Origin of the sequence: Synechococcus sp. M16.1, assembly GCF_014279895.1 — a bacterium.
In the GTDB taxonomy this organism is placed as follows: domain Bacteria; phylum Cyanobacteriota; class Cyanobacteriia; order PCC-6307; family Cyanobiaceae; genus Parasynechococcus.
The window spans coordinates 562,461-584,368 of record NZ_CP047954.1 but is presented as its reverse complement, the minus strand read 5'-3'; the positions used below and the strand labels follow the sequence as shown (position 1 = coordinate 584,368).

Sequence of the window (21,908 nt, the reverse complement as noted above, 5' to 3'; positions counted from 1 at the left end):
GGGTGAGCGAGCAGGACGCAGCACTGGACCTCTCTGAAGCGGAGGCAGCCCTGGAGCGCGGGGACTACGGCCAGGGCCTGGAGCTGCTTCTGCCCCTGGCGGAGCAACACCCGCTCAACAGCCCGGAGGGGCCGGGCCTTCGGCTCCTGATGATCACCGCCTGGATGGGCCAGGGGCAGGACGAGAAAGCCATCGCCACCTGCAGGCTGCTGAGTCGCTGCCGCGATCCCAAGTTGCGCCAGCAGGCCAAACAACTGCTCGGGGTTCTTGAAGCCCCAAGCCTGGATCGTCCGGAACGCTGGTCGATGCGCATGCCGCAACTGGAGCTGAATGGCTCCGGCAGCGGGCAGACCTCGACCATGCGGCGGCGGCGGTCGCGGCGTCCCGAACCCCCGCCACCACCACCGACGGGGCCGACGCGTTCACCGGCGGCGGGTTTCGCCGTGCTGGTGATGGCGGTTCTGCTGGGGATCACGCTGTTGCTGAGTGGTTGCGTCCGAATCGAGGCTGATCTCGACCTTCGCGGCCCGGATCGACTGGCCCTTACCTGGGACGTGCGGAGCACCCAGCAACGCCCGCTGCCCTGGCAGGAGCAATTCGAGCGAGACCTGCAACAGGAAGTGCCCGGGCTGAAGATCGAACAAACAGGCCCAGGACGCCAACAGATCAGCAGTCGTGTTGCCTCGTCGCACGAGCTGGCGCAACAGATGGCGGCCGTGGTTGCCGTGGCTGGTCGCGCGGCTGGAGTCTCACTCCCGCCACCGACGCTCAAGCTCGAAGAACGCAACTGGCTGCTGGGGGTGCAGCAGCACGTGCAGCTGATGGTGGACCTCAGCGATCTGCCCGAGATCCCCGGGCTCGACGTTCATCTGAGCCTGAACCACGGGCAGGTAGAGCGCACGGCTGTTACCGGCACCACCACCGAAGTCAGCTGGCAGGGCTGGCGCTGGAATCCGCTTGGCCTGGGGGGAGTGGTGATCCTGATGCTGCTGATCAGCAGCATGGTGCTGCAGGTGGTGCGTCGGAAGCTGGGCTTTGGCTTCCCTGAACTGCCCTCCTGATCAAAGCTGCTGCGGGTCGGGATCCACAGTGAGCGCCACACCCTTGGGCAAGCCATCCCAGAGGGCCTGTCCCGGAGGCAGCGGAAGCGGGGAGCCCGCCGGACCGTGCAGCAACAGCTGCCATCGGCTTCGGCCAGCAACCCGGGCCACAGGTGCCGGAGCAGGACCCAACAACCACCAATTCTGGAGCTGACAAATCGGCCGGATCCGCTCCGCCAGCACCGCTGCCGCCGTTGCTGTTTTGCTGGGGGAATCTCCAGACAGTCGCAGCAGACAAGCGCGACTGAAGGGCACCAGACCCGCTTCCTTGCGGAGGGCCACCTCCTGGGAGAGGAACGCTTCATAGCGACCATCCACCAGGTGTTGAATCACCGGGTGCTCTGGGGTGTAGGTCTGCACCAACACATGCCCCGGTCGCTCACCTCGCCCGGCACGGCCCGCCAACTGCAACAGCAACTGCAGGGCCTGCTCTGCTGCGCGGAGATCGGGGCGGTGCAGAAGCCCATCCGCCGCGAGCACCGCCGCCAGGGTGACCCGCGGCAGATCCATGCCCTTGGCCAGCATCTGCGTACCGATCAAGACGTCGGCTTCTCCAGCAGCGAAACGGTCCAACAGGCGTCGATGGCCATCCCGCCCCCCGGTGGAATCGCGGTCAAAGCGGAGCAAACGAAGGCCTTCGAGCTCCTGAGAGAGCAGTTCCAAAACCTTCTGCGTCCCGGCCCCAAACGGCTTGAAGGCCGTGGAACCACAGTGACTGCAACGGTTCTCCAGGTCTTCACGATGGTCACACCAGTGGCAACGCAGCCACTGACGCCCGGCCTTGCTGCGGTGAACGGTGAGCGCCACATCGCAGTGGGGGCACATCACCACCTCGCCGCAACTGCGACAGCTCAAAAAGGGGCTATATCCCCGACGAGGCACCAAAACCACGGCCTGTTCGCCCTGCTCCGGCAGCGCCGCAAGACGATCCATCAAGGCGCGACTGACCAGACGCTTGTGTCCTTCGGCCAACTCATGGCGCATGTCGATCACATGCACAGGCGGTAGGGACTGCCGGGAAATCCGCTGGGTCAGGCGCACCAAGGTCAAGGCACCATCCGAGCCCGATTGAATCCAGCTCTCGAGCGACGGCGTGGCGCTGCCCAGCACAAGCCGTGCCTGTTGCATCACAACCCGGTCCAAAGCCAGGTCCCGGGCGTGATAGCAAGGCATGGGTGCGTCTTGCTTGTAAGAGCTGTCGTGCTCCTCATCCAGAACGACCAGCCCCAGCGGCTTCAACGGCACGAACACCGCGGAGCGGGTTCCCACCACCACCAACGGCTGTTCGGCAGCAAGACAGCGGCGCCAGGTTCGAACCCGTTCGGCGTCACCACAACCGCTGTGGTACTCCACAACGCGCGAGCCGAAGCGTTTGCGGCAACGGTCAACGAGTTGGGGAATCAATCCGATCTCGGGGGTGAGCAGCAGCACGTGCCGGCCCCGCTCCAGCTCCTGGGCAGCCAGCTGGAGGTACACCTCGGTCTTGCCGGAGCCGGTGATTCCCCAGAGCAGCAGCCCTCTCCCCGGAGACAGCTGTTGGTAGGCCTTCACCACGTCCTGCTGCTCAGCCGTCAAGGCCTGGGGAAGCTCCTGGGGGCCAGAACCAGCTGATGAGCCCTTGTCCTCACAACGACGCTGCTCACGCACCAGGTAGCCCTGCTGGATCAGCGGCGGCAGCAATTGCGCGCCAAACCCACTGGCCAGCAGGTCCCGTTGCCAAGCACCATCGCCCTGGCCCTCCAACCAAGCCAGAAGCTCCCGCTGGCGAGGGGTGGGTGGGTTCGCTGCATCAGGGGGGACCCGGGCCTGAATCCACCACATCTGACGCCCGCCGGCCAGGGAACGCTGGCCGGCCTGACCAATCCAGCCCGACGGCAAAGCCGCCTTCAAGGTGCGGAAGACACTGAGATGGCAACGGTCCGCCACCCGCTCCAGCCAGCTGTACCAATCCGAATCGACAGCAGCTCGCTGCAGGAGCGATTCCACCGGTTGCAGCTCCTGAGGATCCTGCTCAGCCCACTCCCGCTCCGCCACCACCAATCCATGCATGGCTCGACCCCGGAGGCGCACCCGCACCAGATCTCCCGGCATCAATCCCATGCTGGGATCTGCGGCGTAACTGAAGGAGCGTCCTTCCCGCCCAGCCTCCAGCCAGACCTCAACGCATCGCCGCGAATGCGACAGGACCTTGCAAACTTCGGAAGACTTCATTAACGTGGACAGGTTGGACATTTTCTGCCAACCCTGCGCTCGATCCAGAGGGAAGACACAGAGTCTGAAGTCAAGGTCTTGTTCCTTGCCACTTTGACCGGTCTGAGACCACCCCGGACAGCACAGACACAATCAGTCCAAGCGTTTCGTCGACTCGCGGACACCACCATCAGCCCATGAACTCCGTCTCAGCGTCAGCTGTGTCGTTCTCTTTCGTTTGAACGGAAGTTCCAGGTTCCGGCCATTGCCGTTGGCGCGATGTTGCCGCTGTTGCATCTCCCCTCTATCCGACTTCGACTAACACCATGACCCCTGCTGCCACCAAAGCTGCCAAGCCGGACATCGTTCTTCTGGCCAATGCTGACGGCAAGGTGAAGGAAGTCGCCAAGAGTTCCGACAAAGAGGCCAAGAAAACCCCTGCACGCCGACGAACCACCAAGGCGAGCGCCAAGGACCTGAACGCCGCAGCCGACGAACTGCTCGCCGCTGCAGATCAAGCCAAGGCCTCGGGAACCACCAAAAAGGCTGCAGCGAAAACCACCAAGGCCAAAACCACAACGAAAAAGGCAACCACAACTAAGAAGGCAGCCACCGCCAAGAAGACCACGACTAAATCTTCAACAGCCAAGGTATCAACAGCCAAAGCAGCGGCAGCGAAGCCAACCGCCGAGGAGAAAGCCAAAACCGCAGCTGCTGAGAAGGAAGCCAAGGCCAAAGCCCTGGCCAGCATCAAGATCGGCCCCAAAGGCGTCTACACCGAAGACTCCATCCGGGTTTATCTCCAGGAAATTGGTCGGATCCGCCTGCTGCGTCCCGACGAAGAGATCGAACTGGCCCGCAAAATTGCCGATCTTCTCTATCTCGAGGAACTGGCCGCTCAATTTGAAAGCGACAACGGCCGGGAACCCGACAACAAAGAGTGGGCGGCCTTGGTGGAAATGCCGCTCATCCGCTTCCGCCGGCGCTTGATGCTGGGCCGACGGGCCAAGGAAAAGATGGTGCAATCCAACTTGCGCCTTGTGGTCTCGATTGCCAAGAAGTACATGAATCGGGGCCTGAGCTTCCAAGACCTGATTCAGGAAGGAAGCCTTGGCCTGATTCGTGCAGCCGAGAAATTCGACCACGAAAAGGGCTACAAGTTCTCCACCTACGCCACCTGGTGGATTCGCCAGGCCATCACACGCGCCATCGCCGACCAGAGCCGCACCATCCGCCTGCCGGTGCACCTCTACGAAACGATCTCCAGGATCAAGAAGACCACCAAGGTTCTCTCCCAGGAATTCGGCCGCAAGCCAACGGAAGAGGAAATCGCGGAATCGATGGAAATGACCATCGAAAAACTGCGCTTCATCGCCAAGAGCGCCCAGCTGCCGATCTCACTGGAGACCCCCATCGGCAAGGAAGAGGATTCCCGCCTGGGTGATTTCATCGAAGCCGACATCGAAAATCCCGAGCAGGACGTTGCCAAGAACCTGCTTCGTGAAGACCTGGAAGGTGTGTTGGCCACCCTCAGCCCCCGCGAGCGCGATGTGCTGCGCCTGCGCTATGGCCTGGACGACGGGCGGATGAAGACCCTCGAGGAAATTGGTCAGATTTTTGATGTGACCCGTGAACGGATCCGTCAGATCGAAGCCAAGGCCCTGCGCAAATTGCGCCACCCCAACCGCAACGGGGTGCTCAAGGAATACATCAAGTAAGCCAGCACTGGGCCCGTGACCAAACGGTCACGGGAGTAATACATAAGTACATTCCCCCTAGCTGAATGGAGCAGAGGGCTCCTATAAGAGTGCTTGAGGGAATTGAGACGCCCTCCTCACACGGAAGAGATCAAACCCCAGTCCATGACTGGGGTTTTCCTTTGGTAAATAGAAAGAGACCGTGCGACAGGTTCACGTGTTTGCATCGAAGGTCTCCGTGAATTCCTGAAAAGCACGCTTCAGGCGCTCCACCGGAGTTTCCTCCAAGGGACACTCCTGGCGAGTTTCAAGTGCATAGGCCTGGAGCAGGCGAGCATCCGGTTCAAGCACGGAAGCAACCGCCCCCTTGAACAGCACCAGATTGTGCTGCGACGTCAGCCCCTCCAGGTAAGGCTGAAGCAGCCAACTGGGCTGAGCATCGTGTGAGGCATCTGCGGCTGAACGCACCAGACGGGGCCGCAGCAGTTGATACGCGTGATCTCCATCGCGATCGGTGGTGTGGCGCAGCCGCGCCATCAGCACATCGCCACTGCACAACAGGATCAGACGGATGGAACCCTCAGCCACCAAGGGGAGCATGGCCTCCTGCTCTTGCGAGTCGGGGGCAACAGAGCCAATTGCTCCGGCCTGACGAACGCCATTGACGACGGGTCCGGGCATGACTGTGCTGCAACGCCCGCAAATGTTAAGCGTTCTTCATAAAGAGATCTTCCCTTTCGAAGCTTCACAACCTCGTGAAGGCGAACCAAAGAATCCAAGGCCAAAAGCGTAGGCTGGGCGGCTGATTCGCCCTTTCCATGGCCCTCACCGAACTGCGCATCGCCTCACGACGCAGCCAGCTGGCCATGGTGCAAACCAACTGGGTGAAAGCGGAACTGGAGAAGGCCCATCCCGGCCTGAAGATCACGGTGGAAGCCATGGCCACCCAGGGCGACAAGATCCTGGACGTCGCCCTGGCGAAGATCGGCGACAAAGGCCTGTTCACCAAGGAACTGGAAGCACAGATGCTGGTGGACCGTGCGGACATCGCCGTCCACTCGCTGAAAGACCTGCCCACCAACCTTCCTGAGGGGCTGATGCTCGGCTGCATCACCGAACGGGAAGACCCGGCCGATGCCCTGGTGGTGAACACCAAGAACCAGGCCTACAAACTCGACACCCTTCCCGAAGGCTCTGTGGTGGGCACGAGTTCCCTGCGCCGTCTGGCTCAGCTGCGTCACCACTACCCCCACCTGATCTTCAAGGACGTCCGGGGGAACGTGATCACCCGCCTGGAAAAATTGGACAGCGGCGATTACGACTGTCTGATCCTGGCTGCGGCAGGCCTGGGCCGGCTTGGCTTCGGCGATCGGATCCACCAGCTGATCCCCGGCGAGATCTCTCTGCACGCCGTTGGTCAGGGCGCCCTGGGGATTGAATGCGTGGAGGGCAAGCCCGAAGTGCTTGAGGCGATCAAAGTGCTGGAGCACACCCCCACCTCCCAGCGCTGCCTGGCCGAACGCGCTTTCCTGCGGGAACTGGAAGGTGGCTGCCAGGTGCCCATCGGCGTGAACACCCGCTTCGAAGGTGATCAACTGATCCTCACCGGGATGGTGGCCAGCCTTGATGGCAAACGTCTGATCCGCGACCAGGCCAGTGGCGCAGCAAGCGACGCCGAAGCCATCGGCATCGCTCTGGCCAACACCCTCAAAGGTCAGGGTGCTGGCGAGATCCTCAAAGAGATCTTCGACACCGTCCGCCCGGAAGCCTGATCAACTGCGAATTTCCAGACGCGTTCCCACATCCACAGCATCAAACAGCTGCCGGATGTGGCTGTTGAGCATGCGAACGCAGCCCAGGCTGACGGCCGCGCGAATCTGAACCCAGTGCGGCCACGCCGTTCCATGGATCCCAAACTCGCCGCGGCCATTGCGGTGAAAAGCCATGTAGCGATCACCAATCGGACTGCTGGGTCCGCCCAGCTCCCGCCGCTGACCCGACTTATGGGTCACATAGATCGGATTGACCTTCTTGTTGAGGATGGCGAATTCCCCTTTTGGGGTGGGGGTTTTGGGATCTCCGATCGCCAAAGGCCAGGCCCCAAGCTGCTGCTCGCCCCGCATGAGTGTGATCTGTCGCTTGCTGAGGTCAAGCACGATGCGCGACGCATGAGCGGGTTGCCGCAAGGCCAGCTCAACAGGTTCAGCAGCAAGGCATGGAGCAACAGACCCAGCCAACAGCGCCGGCATCAATGACCACTTCATGAGATGCGCAAGACCCACTGGTCTCAACGTATTCATTGCTGCGAGAAAAACAGCAGCAGCAGCCTTGGAGCTGAACTCTTGAGAATCTCTTTGGTCTCATGGTCGAGACCAAAGACCCGACTTCGTCCTCCTTCAGCTCTGTTGTCTCACGAGAGGTGTACATCCCAATCGAAGGATCTTCGATGCTGTTGAGCCGGACGCTGAGCCATGAAAAAGGCGGGGGAGTGTCCCCCGCCTGATCAGCAGTCGATCGCCGACGCGTTCAGTCGACCAACTTGGGATCAATCTCAGCCATGTAGCGAGCCTCGCAGCTCTTGATGATCTCAACGGCCTTTTCAGTGCCGAAGAAACCGTTCACCGAGCAGGTGCCAGGCTTCTTCAGATCCTTGTAGTGCTCCCAGTAGTAGGTGGTCTCTTTCTTCCAGTGCTCACCGAGATCTTCCCAGCTCTTGATGTGATCCATGCGCTTGTCATCGGCAAGCACAGCGATCACCTTGTCGTCGACTTCACCACCGTCGTCGAAGGTCATCACGCCGATGATGCGGGCTTCCACAATCGAACCGGGAATCAGGGGCTCGGTGACACCAACGATTTCGATGTCGAGGGGATCGCCATCTTCATCCCAGGTGCGGGGAATGCATCCGTAGGCGAAGGGGTAAGCCAGCGAGGAGTAACCAACGCGGTCCAGCTTGAGATGGCCGGTTTCGGTGATCAGCTCGTACTTGTTGATCGTGTTGGAGTTGAGCTCCACGATCGTGTTGAGACGAAGTTCGGCTTCATCAGCGAAGGCCGGCAGCACGTGCAGCAGGTTGGGCATGCTGCGGCTGGGTGCCTGATCGAGGTTGGCCATAAACGGCGATGGACAGCGCGGCGCATCCTACGGGCCGCCTCAGCCCGTCGAGTTGCACGCGGCTAGGGGGCCGGTTGCAGCCGATCAAGCTTGTTCTCCAGATAGTCGAGGAAGGCATCGGTGCTCAGGGGCCGACCGGTGACCCTTTCCACCAGTTGATCGGCATTCACACTGCGTCCGAGCGGGTGAACGTGCTCACGCAGCCAAGCCAGCAAGGGCGTGACATCGCCGCGCTCCACATGCTCCTCCGGAGACCCGATGGCCTCCGCCATCGCTTCGCTCAACTGTGCACTGATCAAGTGCCCCAACAGATACGAGGGGAAATAGCCAAACAGGCCTTCACTCCAGTGCACATCTTGAAGGCATCCCTCGGCATCGTTCATCGGCCGCACCCCCAGGAGTTCCTGATAGCGCCGGTTCCATTCGTCTGGGAGATCGTTCACCGCCAAACCCTGCTCCAGCAGAGCAATCTCAAGATCCGTGCGGATCAGGATGTGCAAGCCATAGCTGAGTTCATCAGCCTCCACCCGGTTCAAACCAGGCGCCATCGGATTCATCGCCTGCCACATGTCCTGGGTTCCGCTGAAGGGAGCCCCCACCTGCGCAAAACGCTTCCACCACTGCTCTGCGAACGGACGGCTCCGGGCAACACGGTTCTCCCAGAACAGCGACTGACTTTCATGCACCGCCATCGAGGTGGCCTGTCCCAGAGGCCAGGCGAACCATTGGTGGCTCTGGTCCGGCAACCCCTGTTCATAGAGGGAGTGGCCCCACTCATGGGCCGTAGCCAGGAAGCACGACAAGGGCTGGCCAGGCACCACACGCGTGGTGATGCGGTAATCCGCCGGTCCCAACGTGATCGAGAAGGGGTGAGGCGAACGTGCCATGCAGGTGATGGCGGGATTGCGGCCCCAGGCACCGAGCAGCTCATCACAGAGATCTTGCTGGCTGGACTCCTCGAGATCCCAGTCCGCTGATCGTGGACGTGGCCGGGTGGATGCCTGAGCAACCAATTGCGGCAACCGTTGTCGTAACGGAGCAAACAAGGCCTCGAGACGCTCCAGACGCAGATCCGGTTCGAAGGGTTGCGCCAGGGTCTCCCAACAGGAGCGCGGCTCATCCAGCTGTTTGGCCTGCTCCTGACGCAAATCAATCAGGGTCTGAAGCGCCGGTGCGAAGAGGCTGAAATCAGAGGCCGATCGAGCCTGCTGCCACCGGTTGTAACCCTCGGCCTTGGCCTTGGCCAAGGCGGCGACGAGGGCTGGATCGAGGGACTGCTGCCGCTGCAGGTCCTGTTCCAGCAGATCCAGATTGCGGCCCTGCTCAGGGCATCGCTCAGCGGAATTCCAATGCTGACGCGCTGCGGCCAGCAGTTCCGCATAGGCCGCAGAGCTCTGACGAGCATGAAGCTGGGTCGCCAGCAGCGTGAGCTGCTCACCTCGCCAGGACGCCCCGGCAGAAGGCATGCGGGTGTTCTGGTCCCAATACAGGGTGCTCTGAATCGAGCCGAGCAGCTGCGTCTCTCTCAGATGGGCGCCCAGCTGCCCCCAAGCCGTTGCGGCAGAAGCCATCTCGCCCCCTTTTCCATCACCCTAACGACACCTGGAGTGGCATCGAAGCAGCGATGCAGGCCATGGTGAAGCGGTTCAGACGTTCTGGACCCATGCGCCGATTGATGCTGCAGCTGGCCCTGGGGATCGCCCTGCCCATGGCTCTCTGGCCGCTCAAGCTGATCTACCGACAACCGCAGACCGTTCGATAGGAACGGGTCAGTTCAGCTCACAGCGGCCTTGGCACAGGGTCTCAAGGTCGGCACGCCCGGTGATCTGAAGCCGCCGGGCGGCCCAAATCCCATAGACCCAATCGACCACGCTGCCGATCAAAGGCCAGCGGGTCGGTGCGTAAAGCCACCCCAGACCAATCAGGCGATACGCCTCACGGAAGACGGCCACATCCCGCAGCACCTCCCCGGAGCCTGTGATGGCATGAATGCGGCCCATGGCCACCCGGTAACTGATGCCGGCATGGGCCGCTGCGTCGTAATCAGAGGCATCAATGTCGACAAAAGCCAGCCGGGCCTGACGGTCACGCTGCTGCAGAAAGCGAACTTCGCGCACACACAACGGACAACCTCCGTCAAACAGCAGGGTCAAATCGGGGGCAGATGGGCTGGCCATGGACTCAGACGGTGCTGCAGCACGCAAAGTAAGGAAAGAACGCTGGAGAGCGGTGGGCGTGCAGCAGATCCTGCATCAGATGACAGTGGCAACCCCGGGAAGAGGATTCACCCGACTGGACGGGCGGTTGAACACCTGGATCCGCAGCACGGGTCTGGACCAGGGCGCTCTGCATCTCACCTGCCTGCACACCAGCGCCAGCCTCACCATCAACGAGAACGCCGATCCACGGGTGCTGCAGGACCTGGATGCATGGATGGCCGATGCCGTCCCAGAACACCGCCGTTATCTCCATGACGACGAAGGAGCTGATGACATGCCGGCCCACATCCGAACCGCGCTCACCAGCCAAACCCTGAACCTGAGCGTCAGCAGGGGGCAACTGCTGCTGGGCACCTGGCAAGCCGTTTACCTCTGGGAGCACCGCAGCGCTGCACACACCAGAACGATCGCCTGCCACTTATTCGGTGAATCCTCCAGCCGCCCCACCCCTGAAAGCACCACGCAGACCACTTCAGCCACGCCGCAAACCCTGCTGAGCCTGCGCAATGGCGAACGGATCAATCAAGCCATTCAGGCCCGCCACAACCCCAACGCCTGGGAAACCGACGACGGCATCGATACCGACACCGATCTGATGATTGATCGATTGCATGACCTGAGCGACTGATAACCGGCTCCAGCCACGATGGAGAGGTGATTCAGGGCTTCCATGCCAGTTGAACCTCTCGATGCCGCCCAGAAGTCGGCACTCAGCACAACCCTGCCCAATTGGGTTGTGAACGGAGACAGGCTGCACCGCGATCTGCAGTTCAACAGCTTCGTGGAGGCCTTTGGATTCATGGCACAGGTGGCCTTGCTGGCCGAATCCAAAAATCACCATCCGAACTGGAGCAACGTCTACAACCGCGTTTCAATCGACCTGACCACCCATGATCTCGGCGGCCTCAGCAGCCTGGATGTGGAGCTGGCCAGCGCCATTGACGCTCTGCTGCCAGCATGAGTCGAGTGGGTCCTTGCGCATGACCACCGCACCAGCCAGTCCCGGCGTCCCGGTCACCATCCTCAGCGGCTTCCTCGGAGCTGGGAAAACCACCCTGCTGAATCACATCCTGAGCAATCAGCAGGGGGTGAAGACCGCGGTGCTGGTGAATGAGTTCGGTGAAATCGGGATCGACAACGATCTGGTCGTCACCACCGGTGAAGACATGGTGGAGCTGAGCAACGGTTGCATCTGCTGCTCGATCAACGGCGAGCTGATGGAGGCGGTGGAACGGGTGATTGAACGCCCAGAACCGCTCGATTACATCGTCGTCGAAACCACCGGTCTGGCCGATCCCCTGCCGGTGGCCATGACCTTCCTTGGCAGTGAGCTGCGGGACCAAACCCGCCTGGATTCGATCATCACCTTGATCGATGCAGAAAACTTCGACGACGTCGTTCTGGACACGGAAGTTGGCCGGGCCCAGGTGATTTATGGCGACATCCTGCTGCTGAACAAGTGCGACCTCGTCTCCGAGGAGCGGCTTGAGACCGTCGAACAGCAACTCAGAGCCGTCAAGAACGATGCGCGGATCTTGCGGTCGGTGAAAGGGGAGGTGCCTCTTGCCCTGTTGCTCAGTGTCGGACTGTTCGAATCCGACAAGGTGAGTTCTCCCGCCGACGATCCGAGCCTGGATCACAGCGACTGCGACCACGACCATGGCCACTGCAGCCATGACCATGGACAAGATCACAGCCATGGGCATGACCACGGTCACGGCCACAGCCATGGGGACGGTCATGACCACGGACATCATCACCACAGCCATGAGCACGGTGACCATCAGGACATCGAGGGCTTCACCTCCCTGTCGTTCCAGAGTGATGGGCCCTTCGCATTGCGCAAGTTCCAGAACTTCCTCGACAACCAGATGCCCCAGGAGGTGTTCCGGGCCAAGGGAATCCTCTGGTTCAACGAAAGCGAACGCCGCCATGTGTTCCATCTGGCAGGCAAACGCTTTTCCATCGACGACACCGACTGGACCGGTGATCGCAAAAATCAATTGGTGCTGATCGGCCGCAACATCGACCACAACAAACTGCGGAAGCAACTCAAGGCCTGTGTGGCACCGGATGCAGGAAAAGGTTTCAGCTGATTCAGCAGAACCCAGGAATGGTGTTTATTGTGCGTGCCATGGGAGAAACCTCAATGGTCGAACCACTGCTGCTTGGAACGGTTTTTGTTCTTGCCAGCCTGCTGCTGTGGCTTCTGGCTGATTCCGATGATGACAACGGCGGTGGCGGCTTACGCCAGCCGGTGCTCGTGCCCATCCCGGTGCGTCATCACCAACGCTGAAACCATCAATTCTCTTTCCCCAATCCTCCGCTGCGGCGGAGGATTTTTTATGCCAACGCCTGGCCAAGCGGAAGCAGCGTGACTCTGGCCCCATCCCTGAAGCTGAGGCGACAACGGGTGTGGGGAGGATGCTCCTGTTCGATCGGACAGTGGGCCCGCACCAGCACATCCGCGACACGGATTCGATACTCCCATGCATCCCCCAGAAATTCACGGCCCAGGACGCTGGCCTCTCCTTCGGCATCGGCGACGACAGTGATGTCGTGCGGATCCACGAGCACACAACAGTCACCGGAGGCTTCGCGGTCCGCCTGGACCCATGGGGCCGACGCATCCAGATCTCCCAGGAGACAAGACAACTGGCCTTGGCCATGGGCCTGCACTGGAATCAAATTGCGTTGAAGCACAAAGGATCCAACAAAAGGCGTCGCCGGTGACCTCACGATCTCGGGGGGCGATGCACATTGATGCAGCACGCCGTCCCGCATGACGGCAACGCGATCGCAGATCGCCAGAGCTTCTCCGGGGTCATGGGTGACGATCACGCCGCTCGCACCGCAGGCGTCCAGTACGGAGGAGAGCTCACTGCGCAGGCGGAGCCTCACCTCCACATCCAGGCTTGAAAAAGGCTCATCAAGCAGAACTACCCTGGGCGCTGGGGCCAGAGCGCGTGCTAACGCCAGCCGCTGCCGCTGGCCACCGGAGAGCTGGTGCGGGTAGCGCTGCTCGAGCCCCTTCAGCCCCAGCAACGCAAACAACCAGGCCACGCGCTCACGGTTGGGATTCCGCCGGGGCAAACCGAAACTGGCGTTCTGCCAATCGTTCAGGTGAGGGAAGAGGGCGTAATCCTGGAACACCATGCCAACACCCCGACGTTCCGGTTCCATCCAGATCCCATCTCCAGCCACCATGCGCTGATCCAGCTGCACCGTGCCGCGCCGGGGGCGTTCGAAGCCGGCAATCAAGCGGAGCAGGGTGGTCTTGCCACAGCCGGAGGGGCCCAGCAGGCCCAGCAGCTCCCCTGGCGCCACCTGAAGATCCACCCCCTTCAGGGTCCAGCCGTCAGAGGCATCGCCGTAGCTGTGCCAGACCCCGTTTAAAGCAACCGTTGGCTCCATCGGGAGCAGCTGTTCCACAGATCAGATGAAGCTTGGGAACCGACCGAGCTTATGAGTGTGACAAATGATCGAAGCCGGTGTGCGGTTTGCACGCCCTCGATCAATCCCCATCGTTCATCGCCAGACTCGTTCCATGGCAATGTCGCAACACCACGTCGCGACAACGGTGTCCGGCCCATCGCTGAAGTGAAGTTGCTGCCCAACCGGAGTGTTGTTCCAAGCCCAACCCGGCTGGCCCTGATCCTGATCGCCTCCATCACTGGCCTGGTTGCGATCTGGCCGGTGTTGACGCTGGTGAGGGAGGCCCTGACGTCTTTGCACAGCGGCTTCAGCGATCTTGGCCCCGATGGCATGCGCCAGATCGTTGGCACCATCCAGCTGCTGCTCGGAACAGCAACGCTGGGCACCTTGCTTGGCACTGCGAACGGTTGGCTGCTGTGCAACTGCCGTTTTCCCGGTCGGGCATGGCTGCGCATCGCCCAGCTGATTCCCCTGGCAACGCCGGCCTATCTCCTCTCGGCGATCCTCGTTGATCTGGGCAGTCGCCACAGCTGGACCATTCACGGAATGGGGTGGGGCATTGCTGTGATGGCCCTGACGACCTACCCCTATGTGTTCCTGCTGAGCACGGAAAGTTTCTCCGTCAGCGGTCAGCGTCAGCTGGAGGCATGCCGGAGCCTGGGGGTTGGTCCCTGGTCAGCCTTCCGGCGTGTGGCCTTGCCCATTGCACTGCCCGCGATCGGAGCCGGCGTCGCTCTCATGGGCATGGAAGTGGTCAATGAGCTGGGTGCCGTGCAGCTGCTCGGCATCCCGAGTCTCTCCGCGGGCATCCTGGAAACCTGGCAGTCCAACGGCGATCCTGCAGGCGCCATCAGCTTGGCCTTAATCACGCTGGTGATCGTGTTGACGTTGGTGGTGTGTGAACGCAGCCTGCGCAGGCGCAGTCGGCGCTGGAGCGATGGCGTGGCCGGCGGGGATGCAACCGCTTGGCACCTGCATGGATTCCGCGCTGGGGTGGCGCAACTGCTCGCCGTGATCCCTCCGATCGTGAGCCTGGGCACCCCACTGCTGTGGGCCGCCAGCAACTTGGACCAGCTCCAAACCAGCTGGAACGACGATCTGATCAGTCTGAGCGGCCGCAGTCTTTTGCTGGCTCTGGTCGCTGCTGTTTTGGCGGTAACGGCAGCGCTGGTGCTGGCCATCGCCAAACGCTGGTCCAGCGCCCCATGGCTGAAAAGCCTCACCTTCCTGGCCGGAACGGGCTACGCCATCCCCGGCACCGTCCTGGCTCTGGCCCTTTTGCTCACGGGCGCCCCCTGGCAGGTCGCCCCCTTGCTCCTGCTGCTGTGGGGCTACAGCGATCGATTTCTGGCGGTGGCGAAAGGAGGCCTGGATGCAGCCCTGGAACGGATCAGCCCGAGCCTCGATGAGGCGGCGACGGGGATGGGATCACCTTGGCAGCGCGTGCTCCAACGGGTGCATCTGCCTCTCTTGCGCGGACCGATCACCGTCGGACTGCTGCTGGTGTTCGTGGACACGGTGAAAGAGCTTCCCCTCACCTTTGCCCTGCGGCCTTTTGACTTCGACACGCTCTCGGTGCGCGTGTTCCAGTACGCCGGCGATGAACGGCTGGCCGAAGCGATGTTGCCGGCCCTGATGATCCTCGTTCTGGGGCTGGTCGCCGCCATGGCCTTGGTGCCAACCCTGGATCACGCCTCCAGACGAGAGGGCTCGTCACCCCCGCAGCAAACGCTCTGATGCGTTGCGCTGGAGCAAGCCAGCACGGGTGTTGAGATGGAGCGGGAGTGTTGACCAGGAGATCGGCCGTCCCGTGGACACCGCGTAGGTGGTCTCCCGCAGGGTGCCCCTGCCCCCATCGATCTCCAACAAGGTGAAGCTCTGCTGTGCTGGCGCTTCACCACGCAACAGGCGCCGGGGGCCGCTGCCCAAGGCGCCGAGCTGGATCAGATCGAGCTGTCCACGACGGCTGGAGAACCAGGTGTGGTGATGACCACTGATGTAGGCCTGCACGCCGGCGGCATCCATCAAGGCCTGAAGTGAACCTCCCCGCTCCAACACCTCACCGGGGCGATCCTTGCCCAGACCAACCCCAGCCAGGGGGAGATGACCCACCACAAACCGAGCACGAGCTTTTTGTGCCTCGGTGCTGGCCAACTGCTGTTGTGCCCAGATCAGCTGATCCTCAGGAACACGGGCTGAGCTGGCATCCCAGACCAGCCAGAAGATCCCGTCCTGCAGCACCGAGTAGCGAAACGGGAACTGCGAGGCATCCACAAACACCAATCCCATTCGTGAACGGATCGGGGTCCAGAACCGACCCACAGCAGCACGATCCATGGGGAAACCCGGTGAACCGTCATGGTTCCCGATCGCTGGCAGCAGTGGAATGTTCGCCGCCTGAAGCCGCTGCAGAACCGACGTCTCAAAGCCCCGCCACATGGCATCCAGCTGCTGACCAGTGAGGCCTCGCATCTGACCCGCGACCATGTCGCCAGCACACACCACCAGATCCGGCTGCAGGCCAATGAGCTGATCCAGCCCTTGATCCACGGCAGGGATGTAGCGGGTGGAGCCATAGCTGCTGTTGAGATCGCTGATCAGCCCAACCCGTTGAACAGCTCCCCTTGCGGCGCTCAAGGGCAGGGCCGCTGCCGTAAGACCGGTGCCAAGCACCAACTGCAGCATCCGGCGACGACTCAGCAACACAACAGCACGGGGGTCAGCGGTGGCGTTTCAAACGTTGGCCCAGCATCCGATCGGCCACCAGGGCCCCGCTGGCAACAACATCGGCCAAGGTGGAGAGGAGTCGGTAGCTGAGAACCACCGCGAGCAACTGCGCCTCTGGCACGGCAGCACCCAAACGCAGCAGCAGGGTGGCCTCAAAAACCCCGAGCCCCCCGGGGGCACCAGGCACCACCAGCCCAACGGCATAGGCCAGACCAAAGGCCGCAAGCCAGGTGAACGGTGCCGGACTTTGAATACCGAAGGCCTGCACGCTGCACCAGAACCCGGCAAAGCGGCAGAGCACAAACAGCAGCTGAAGGCTGAGGGGCCGCCAGGGATAGCCGCCGCGGCCGCTTCCCTCACTTTCCAGTGCCCCACTGCCAAGCGACTGCAATTGCACTGCCTTGGAACGCTCCAGTCGACGCAGAAGGGGCTCGCGCCAGCGGGACATCATCAACAGCGCGGGCCATGGAGCCAGCAGGGCAAGGCCCTGCTGCCATCCACCAGCAACCACAACAAGAACGGACGCCGCCACGATCAGGAGTGGATCAAGGATCACCCCAGCCAGGGCAGGGCCGCCGCCAATCGCCGGACGCAGCACGCGGACCCGCTCCACCAGATGCCAGATCCCTCCCGGCAGGTACTTGAGAAGGTTGCTCCGCACAAACAGCGGCACCACCGCAACACCCTGGGGAGGATGTCTCAACCAGATCAGAAGGTCGCGCCAGGCCAAACCATTGATCAGGATGCTGAGCCAGGTGAGACCCAGCCCCAGCACCAGCCACCACCAACCGTTGGCCACCAAGCTCAGCTGGCGAAGTTGGCCCGCCTGCTGGGCCAAAGCCACAGCGATGAAGATCAGGCTGGCCAGCGTGATCCAGAGCTTGGGTTGCCGGAGAACCTTGCCCATCAGGCCCAATCGTCCGTGCTGACGAACGGCGCTACTGCAACAGCAGCCCGCAGCTCATCAAAGGAACACCCAGTGCTGGCCTGAAGAGCCTCAAGGGCATCCGCCTCGGCTTTGACGGTGCAACGGCCATCGGGGCGACGCACCTGTTTGGCAGCGACGGGACCCCAGGGCGTTTCGAGCACACCCTGCCGCCTCGGCAACACCCAGCGTCCCTGGCGCCGCTCCCGCAGGCCGATGCTGCTGCCAGCACTGAGCCAGAGGCTGCGGAGCTGGTCGGCATCCCCATCCCGCACCAGCGACGTGAGCAACTGACCACTGCGGCCCTTTTTCATCAGCAACGGCTGCACCGCCACATCAATCGCTCCCGCATCACGCAAGCGATTCATCAACACCGCAATCTCCTCTGGAGTGGCGTCATCGATCCAGGCTTCCTGCACCACCAACGACTCCCAACGGGGACCTTCCTCCGCCGTAACGGCTGGGGTGTGCAGCACAAGGCGCACCAGGTTGGGGCGATCCAGTTGGCGGTGGCCGAGGCCAACACCAACCTTGTCAGCCACCAAACGTTCAGGAGCGACAAACTGATCCGCCAGAACCGACACCAGGGCGAGGCCCGTGGGCGTCACCAACTCACCTGTGGGCAGATCTCCGCCCTGAAGCAGAGGAATGCGGTGACGTCGTGCCAGTTCAAGCACGGCGGGCACGGGCACGGGCAACAGGCCATGGGCGGTTGCCACCGTTCCGCTCCCCGCAGGCAACGGAGAACAGACGATCCTGGCTGGATTGAGGTCGTCAATCGCCGCACAGACACCCACCACATCCACGAGGGCATCGATGGCTCCAACCTCATGGAAGTGAACGGCCTCCACCGGAGTTCCATGCACGGTGGCTTCGGCTTCCGCCAGACGGGTGAACACGGCGAGCACCCGTTGCTTCAGCGATGGCGCTAGAGCAGCTGCATTGATCTGATCACGGATCCCCGACCAATGGCGGTGGGGCGGCTGATCCTCAAGACCCTCCACATCAACGCGGATGCCTCGGAGACCAGCACTGCGCGCCTCCTGCTGGGTGAGGCGATAGCGCCCCGTCAAACCGAGGGCCGCCAGAGGCGACTCCACCACGGCCTGGTCCACACCCAGATCCAACAGTGCGGCCAGGAGCATGTCCCCTGCCAACCCTGTTGGTGCATCAATCCAAAGCGCGCTCATCGCCCTAGACGCGGAGCCGCCTCCAACAGAACAACGGCCTGCTGATCAAGCACCTCCCGCTGCTGACGCAACTGCTGCTCAATCTCCCTCCGGGCGCGGCGCTGCTCCCGCTGGGCGGTGGCCACGTCATGGCCCGAAAGGCCCCAAAGCCGTCCCAGCAAAGCGCGGTCATCGGCCCCACCACGGGCCTTGCCAAAAACCACGGTCTCAGCAGCGATGCCGGCCTGAAGCACCCGGCTCCAACGGCGTAGATCCTCCAGCGGCATGCGGACGCTGTCCGGCACGGCGAACTCCGTGGCGCCGCTGCTGCGCAGTCCTGCACGCACACAGGCCAGGGTTCCCACCAGCACCTGCTGAACCGGAAGTTGCTCCGCTTCCGCGATCAGAACATGGCCCGCCTCATGCACCGCAATCCGACGCAGACGCTCCTGCCCACCGGGCAAAGCTTCGGCAAGGATGTGTCCGCCCATGCCTTCCCAGGTGGCGGCATCAACGCTGAGGGTGACCAGGGCACCCCCAACCGCCACCACGATCCAGGCAGCAGACAGACCCAGGGCAGGACCAAAAGCGCCGAGGGCAGTGATGCCGGCAACGGCAATGCCGGCCCGAAGTGCCCCCGTGGAGCCCTGCCCCCCCTCGGCCATCAGCTGCGAGCGCGGGAGGTGGCACGTCCACGACCTCCCTTGGATTTGCCGCCACGCGTCGGCATCGGAGCAATCACGTCGTGATTTTCGAGGTGCAGTTCCTGGCCCTGGCGGCGCAGGTCAAGGCTGACGAAGTGACGCAGGTTTTCGAGGGGAAGCTCTCCCTTGATCTGGAGCTTGAAGGGAAGCGGACGGTGGCCGTCGGCACGGGCCTGCTGCCGCACCTTCACCACCATTTCGCCGGTTTCAGGCTTGGTGAAGATCAACTCGCCTCGAACGGAAAAGAAGTCGTCCCCTTCCGGCAGGGTGTCGGAGGCATCGGCTTGGTCTGGAGCCAGGGTGCTGGGTTCCCAGACCCCAGCGATCTGCAGATGCAGATGATCACTTTCACAGCTTCTGGGATACACGACCCAGAGGTGGGGTTGATCCAGGGGCAGATGCCGCCGCATCAGAGTGAGCACCCGACCGAGCACGACGGTTTCCAGGGGGACCCCCTGGGCATCGGTCAAGGTGCCACGGGTGAGTTGCTCGGGGTCGGTTGGGGCGTAAGTGCCGCGCACAAGACCGATGGCCCGGTACTGCAACGGCTCTGTGACCGGGGGAATCGGATGGGCGCGCATTGATGCTGAACCGGGCGGAGTCAAAAGCCCTTGTGAAGACTGTAGCCAGCCCACTGCAATCTCCTCAGACTGAAGTGGCTGATTCGAGATCGGATGCCCAGCCCGCGCCGGATTCTGTTGCTGCTGGCGTCCATGGTGGGGGCTGCACTGGTCGGTTGGGTCGCCACGGCATCGATGGCCCCGGAAACGCGAGCGCGCAGCACTCGCCAGGCTGAAGATCTGCAGGTTGAGCTGCTGATGCAACAGCTCCAGAACCAGGAGGTACTCAGCGAAGCAGAACGGGGCCTACTGCTGGAACGCTTGGTGACACTGGAGCGCCTGCAAGAGGCCGAAGTGGTGCTGCAACCGTGGCTGTCTGGCCGCTCGACGCCGCGCGAACTCACCCTGTTCAAAGCCGATCTGCAACGTCGCAATGGCCAGTCCGAGGCCGCCCGACGCAGCCTCAAACATCTGCTGCGGCTGCATCCGAATGATCTGCAGGTTCTGCAGCTGCTGGTGCTCCTGGACCAAGAGCAGGGACGTCAGCATCAGGTAACAGCAGAGCTCACGGCCCGGTTCAAGGGCCTGGAGCCTGGCCAGCGTTTGGAGATCGGTTTGCTTTTGGCAGATCTGCTGCGACAAAGCGGATCAGATCAGACCGCGATGGGGTTGTACGGCCAGCTGGCCACGGAGAACAAGACAGATGCAAGGCCCCTGCTGGCCTTGGCCCTATTGCGGCAAGAGCAAGGCAATTCGGAGGCGGTTCAAACCCTGCTCAAGCAAGCCCGAGAAAGGCGGAACGCCAACGGAAGGATCGATCCTTTGATCGATGTTGTGGCAGCACAGCTGGGATTGAGCGCAGCCCGCAGCATCGGATCAGAACCCTCCAACGCTACGGCGTCGCTGGAGGGTTCTGATAGGCCTTGAGGGCAGCATCAATGGCATCGGAGGGAGGCGTGGCGTCGTCCATGGCCGTCGCCCGTCGGATCTGGTTCAACAAATCCATGGGGTTGGCGGCATCCAGAATTGAGCCGCTGCCGTTGGTGTCGCCGTAGATCTCGCGTTCCTCGCGGTTCTGAAAGGGAGCTTCAACCTGGGCCCCTGCACCCATCGGAAGCGTCGTCACCACCAAGGAAGACAGCAGAGCCTGAGCGACAGCCGCAAGACGGCGAGACATCAGCGGAATCCAGAGTTGGCTGATGCTAAGGGTCTTTGACGCCACTGGATCAGCCGTGCAGATCGCCACCTGGAACGTGAACTCGGTCCGCACGCGATTGGATCAGGTGCTCAGCTGGCTGGAGAGCGAGCAACCGGATCTGCTCTGTCTTCAGGAAACCAAGGTGGATGACCCCCTGTTCCCGCTGGAAGCCTTCAAATCTGCTGGTTGGCAGGTGCACATCCATGGCCAGAAGGCCTACAACGGCGTCGCCCTGATCAGCCGCGAGCCCTTGGAGGATGTGCGCTGCGGTTTTGTTGGGGAGCTCCCGGATGATGCGGAAGCGAACGAGCTCGGCGCACAGAAGCGCGTGATCAGCGCACTGCTGAATGGCGTTCGCGTGCTCAACCTTTATGTCCCGAATGGATCAAGCCTGAAGTCGGAGAAATACCCCTACAAATTGGCCTGGCTCGGCTGCCTGAAGCGTTATCTCGATGCTCAGGAGCAACGCGGCGAGCCGCTCTGCATGGTCGGCGACTTCAACATCGGCCTCGAAGCACGCGATCTTCCTGACCCCGACCGCCAGACCGGCGGAATCATGGCGAGCGATGCCGAACGCCAGGCCCTTCGTGACGCACTCGGTGAACGGCTTCAGGACGTGTTCCGCGTGTTCGAACCGGATTCCGGTCACTGGAGCTGGTGGGATTACCGGAGCGGTGCCTGGGATCGGGACCGCGGTTGGCGCATCGACCACATCTATCTATGTGACGAGCTGCTGGGACTCGCCCGCAGCTGCGTCATCCACAAAGGCATGCGCGGCAACCAACAACCCAGCGACCACGCCCCTGTCAGCGTCGACCTGGACTGGCCTCCAACCGACGACGACGGGGATGAACCGTTCTTCTGACCCTG

At 62.2% G+C, this 21,908-nt stretch carries 23 protein-coding genes; 10 read left to right on the top strand and 13 right to left on the bottom strand.

Annotated elements, in window-relative coordinates; translation table 11 throughout:
- Positions 1–2: 2 nt before the first annotated feature.
- Positions 3–1,061, top strand: a complete 1,059-nt coding sequence (locus SynM161_RS03230; RefSeq protein WP_186541959.1) for a DUF3153 domain-containing protein — start codon at positions 3–5, stop codon at positions 1,059–1,061.
- On the opposite strand, the gene priA is transcribed toward SynM161_RS03230, so the two are convergent.
- Positions 1,062–3,311 (bottom strand): primosomal protein N', encoded by a 2,250-nt coding sequence (gene priA / locus SynM161_RS03225; protein WP_186541958.1) that lies wholly within the window; start codon positions 3,309–3,311, stop codon positions 1,062–1,064. It lies immediately after the preceding gene.
- A 305-nt stretch (positions 3,312–3,616) separates the two neighbouring features.
- Between priA and rpoD the strand changes: the two genes are divergently transcribed.
- The gene (gene rpoD / locus SynM161_RS03220; RefSeq protein ID WP_186541957.1) at positions 3,617–5,008 is read left to right on the top strand and encodes an RNA polymerase sigma factor RpoD; all 1,392 of its coding nucleotides are present in this window, start codon (positions 3,617–3,619) and stop codon (positions 5,006–5,008) included.
- 192 nt (positions 5,009–5,200) lie between these two features.
- On the opposite strand, the gene SynM161_RS03215 is transcribed toward rpoD, so the two are convergent.
- Entirely contained in the window at positions 5,201–5,668 is a 468-nt protein-coding gene (locus tag SynM161_RS03215) for a hypothetical protein (protein ID WP_186541956.1), read from the bottom strand.
- A gap of 137 nt (positions 5,669–5,805) precedes the next feature.
- Here SynM161_RS03215 and hemC point away from each other — a divergent pair, with 137 nt between their 5' ends.
- Positions 5,806–6,759, top strand: a complete 954-nt coding sequence (gene hemC, locus SynM161_RS03210) for a hydroxymethylbilane synthase (RefSeq protein ID WP_186541955.1) — start codon at positions 5,806–5,808, stop codon at positions 6,757–6,759.
- Here hemC and SynM161_RS03205 read toward each other — a convergent pair whose 3' ends face one another.
- The 4 genes from SynM161_RS03205 to SynM161_RS03190 all read right to left on the bottom strand — a co-directional run bounded on the left by SynM161_RS03205 (position 6,760) and on the right by SynM161_RS03190 (position 10,278).
- Positions 6,760–7,224, bottom strand: coding sequence for a L,D-transpeptidase (locus tag SynM161_RS03205; RefSeq protein ID WP_370593106.1), 465 nt, complete (start codon positions 7,222–7,224; stop codon positions 6,760–6,762). It lies immediately after the preceding gene.
- A 289-nt stretch (positions 7,225–7,513) separates the two neighbouring features.
- On the bottom strand, positions 7,514–8,101 hold the full coding sequence (locus tag SynM161_RS03200; protein ID WP_114987983.1) for an inorganic diphosphatase: 588 nt from the start codon (positions 8,099–8,101) through the stop codon (positions 7,514–7,516).
- A 62-nt stretch (positions 8,102–8,163) separates the two neighbouring features.
- Entirely contained in the window at positions 8,164–9,672 is a 1,509-nt protein-coding gene (locus tag SynM161_RS03195; protein ID WP_186541953.1) for a carboxypeptidase M32, read from the bottom strand.
- A 198-nt stretch (positions 9,673–9,870) separates the two neighbouring features.
- Positions 9,871–10,278: a thiol-disulfide oxidoreductase DCC family protein gene (locus tag SynM161_RS03190; RefSeq protein WP_114987985.1), complete on the bottom strand. Its 408-nt coding sequence runs from the start codon at positions 10,276–10,278 to the stop codon at positions 9,871–9,873.
- Here SynM161_RS03190 and SynM161_RS03185 point away from each other — a divergent pair.
- Genes SynM161_RS03185 through SynM161_RS03170 form a run of 4 tightly spaced genes read left to right on the top strand, consistent with a single transcriptional unit; the run spans position 10,277 to position 12,616 of the window.
- On the top strand, positions 10,277–10,948 hold the full coding sequence (locus SynM161_RS03185; protein WP_370593105.1) for a secondary thiamine-phosphate synthase enzyme YjbQ: 672 nt from the start codon (positions 10,277–10,279) through the stop codon (positions 10,946–10,948). The two genes, SynM161_RS03190 and SynM161_RS03185, sit on opposite strands and share 2 nt — an antisense overlap.
- Positions 10,949–10,990: 42 nt before the next feature.
- Positions 10,991–11,281, top strand: coding sequence for a 4a-hydroxytetrahydrobiopterin dehydratase (locus SynM161_RS03180; protein WP_115161708.1), 291 nt, complete (start codon positions 10,991–10,993; stop codon positions 11,279–11,281).
- Between the two features lie 19 nt (positions 11,282–11,300).
- Positions 11,301–12,416, top strand: coding sequence for a GTP-binding protein (locus SynM161_RS03175; RefSeq protein WP_186541952.1), 1,116 nt, complete (start codon positions 11,301–11,303; stop codon positions 12,414–12,416).
- 17 nt (positions 12,417–12,433) lie between these two features.
- Entirely contained in the window at positions 12,434–12,616 is a 183-nt protein-coding gene (locus SynM161_RS03170; RefSeq protein ID WP_186541951.1) for a hypothetical protein, read from the top strand.
- A 47-nt stretch (positions 12,617–12,663) separates the two neighbouring features.
- Here the strand turns inward: SynM161_RS03170 and SynM161_RS03165 are convergent, their stop codons facing one another.
- Entirely contained in the window at positions 12,664–13,734 is a 1,071-nt protein-coding gene (locus SynM161_RS03165) for an ABC transporter ATP-binding protein (RefSeq protein ID WP_186542448.1), read from the bottom strand.
- A 186-nt stretch (positions 13,735–13,920) separates the two neighbouring features.
- On the opposite strand from SynM161_RS03165, the gene SynM161_RS03160 reads away from it, so the two are divergent.
- Positions 13,921–15,492 (top strand): iron ABC transporter permease, encoded by a 1,572-nt coding sequence (locus SynM161_RS03160; RefSeq protein WP_255441894.1) that lies wholly within the window; start codon positions 13,921–13,923, stop codon positions 15,490–15,492.
- On the opposite strand, the gene SynM161_RS03155 is transcribed toward SynM161_RS03160, so the two are convergent.
- Genes SynM161_RS03155 through SynM161_RS03135 form a run of 5 tightly spaced genes read right to left on the bottom strand, consistent with a single transcriptional unit; the run spans position 15,469 to position 19,861 of the window.
- Entirely contained in the window at positions 15,469–16,461 is a 993-nt protein-coding gene (locus SynM161_RS03155) for a metallophosphoesterase (protein WP_370593104.1), read from the bottom strand. The two genes, SynM161_RS03160 and SynM161_RS03155, sit on opposite strands and share 24 nt — an antisense overlap.
- Positions 16,462–16,474: 13 nt before the next feature.
- Entirely contained in the window at positions 16,475–17,389 is a 915-nt protein-coding gene (locus tag SynM161_RS03150) for a lysylphosphatidylglycerol synthase domain-containing protein (RefSeq protein WP_186541950.1), read from the bottom strand.
- The gene (gene larC / locus SynM161_RS03145; RefSeq protein WP_186541949.1) at positions 17,389–18,597 is read right to left on the bottom strand and encodes a nickel pincer cofactor biosynthesis protein LarC; all 1,209 of its coding nucleotides are present in this window, start codon (positions 18,595–18,597) and stop codon (positions 17,389–17,391) included. Before larC ends, SynM161_RS03150 begins: the two co-directional genes overlap by 1 nt.
- Positions 18,594–19,241: a hypothetical protein gene (locus tag SynM161_RS03140; protein ID WP_115132139.1), complete on the bottom strand. Its 648-nt coding sequence runs from the start codon at positions 19,239–19,241 to the stop codon at positions 18,594–18,596. Before SynM161_RS03140 ends, larC begins: the two co-directional genes overlap by 4 nt.
- Positions 19,241–19,861, bottom strand: a complete 621-nt coding sequence (locus SynM161_RS03135; RefSeq protein ID WP_186541948.1) for a hypothetical protein — start codon at positions 19,859–19,861, stop codon at positions 19,241–19,243. Before SynM161_RS03135 ends, SynM161_RS03140 begins: the two co-directional genes overlap by 1 nt.
- Before the next feature lie 93 nt (positions 19,862–19,954).
- On the opposite strand from SynM161_RS03135, the gene SynM161_RS03130 reads away from it, so the two are divergent.
- Positions 19,955–20,767 carry a hypothetical protein gene (locus tag SynM161_RS03130; protein ID WP_255441892.1) on the top strand — a complete coding sequence of 271 codons (813 nt, stop codon included), beginning with the start codon at positions 19,955–19,957 and terminating at the stop codon, positions 20,765–20,767.
- On the opposite strand, the gene SynM161_RS03125 is transcribed toward SynM161_RS03130, so the two are convergent.
- Positions 20,733–21,017, bottom strand: coding sequence for a hypothetical protein (locus SynM161_RS03125; protein WP_244275896.1), 285 nt, complete (start codon positions 21,015–21,017; stop codon positions 20,733–20,735). The two genes, SynM161_RS03130 and SynM161_RS03125, sit on opposite strands and share 35 nt — an antisense overlap.
- A 22-nt stretch (positions 21,018–21,039) precedes the next feature.
- On the opposite strand from SynM161_RS03125, the gene xth reads away from it, so the two are divergent.
- Positions 21,040–21,903, top strand: a complete 864-nt coding sequence (gene xth / locus SynM161_RS03120) for an exodeoxyribonuclease III (protein WP_255441891.1) — start codon at positions 21,040–21,042, stop codon at positions 21,901–21,903.
- Positions 21,904–21,908: the final 5 nt, after the last annotated feature.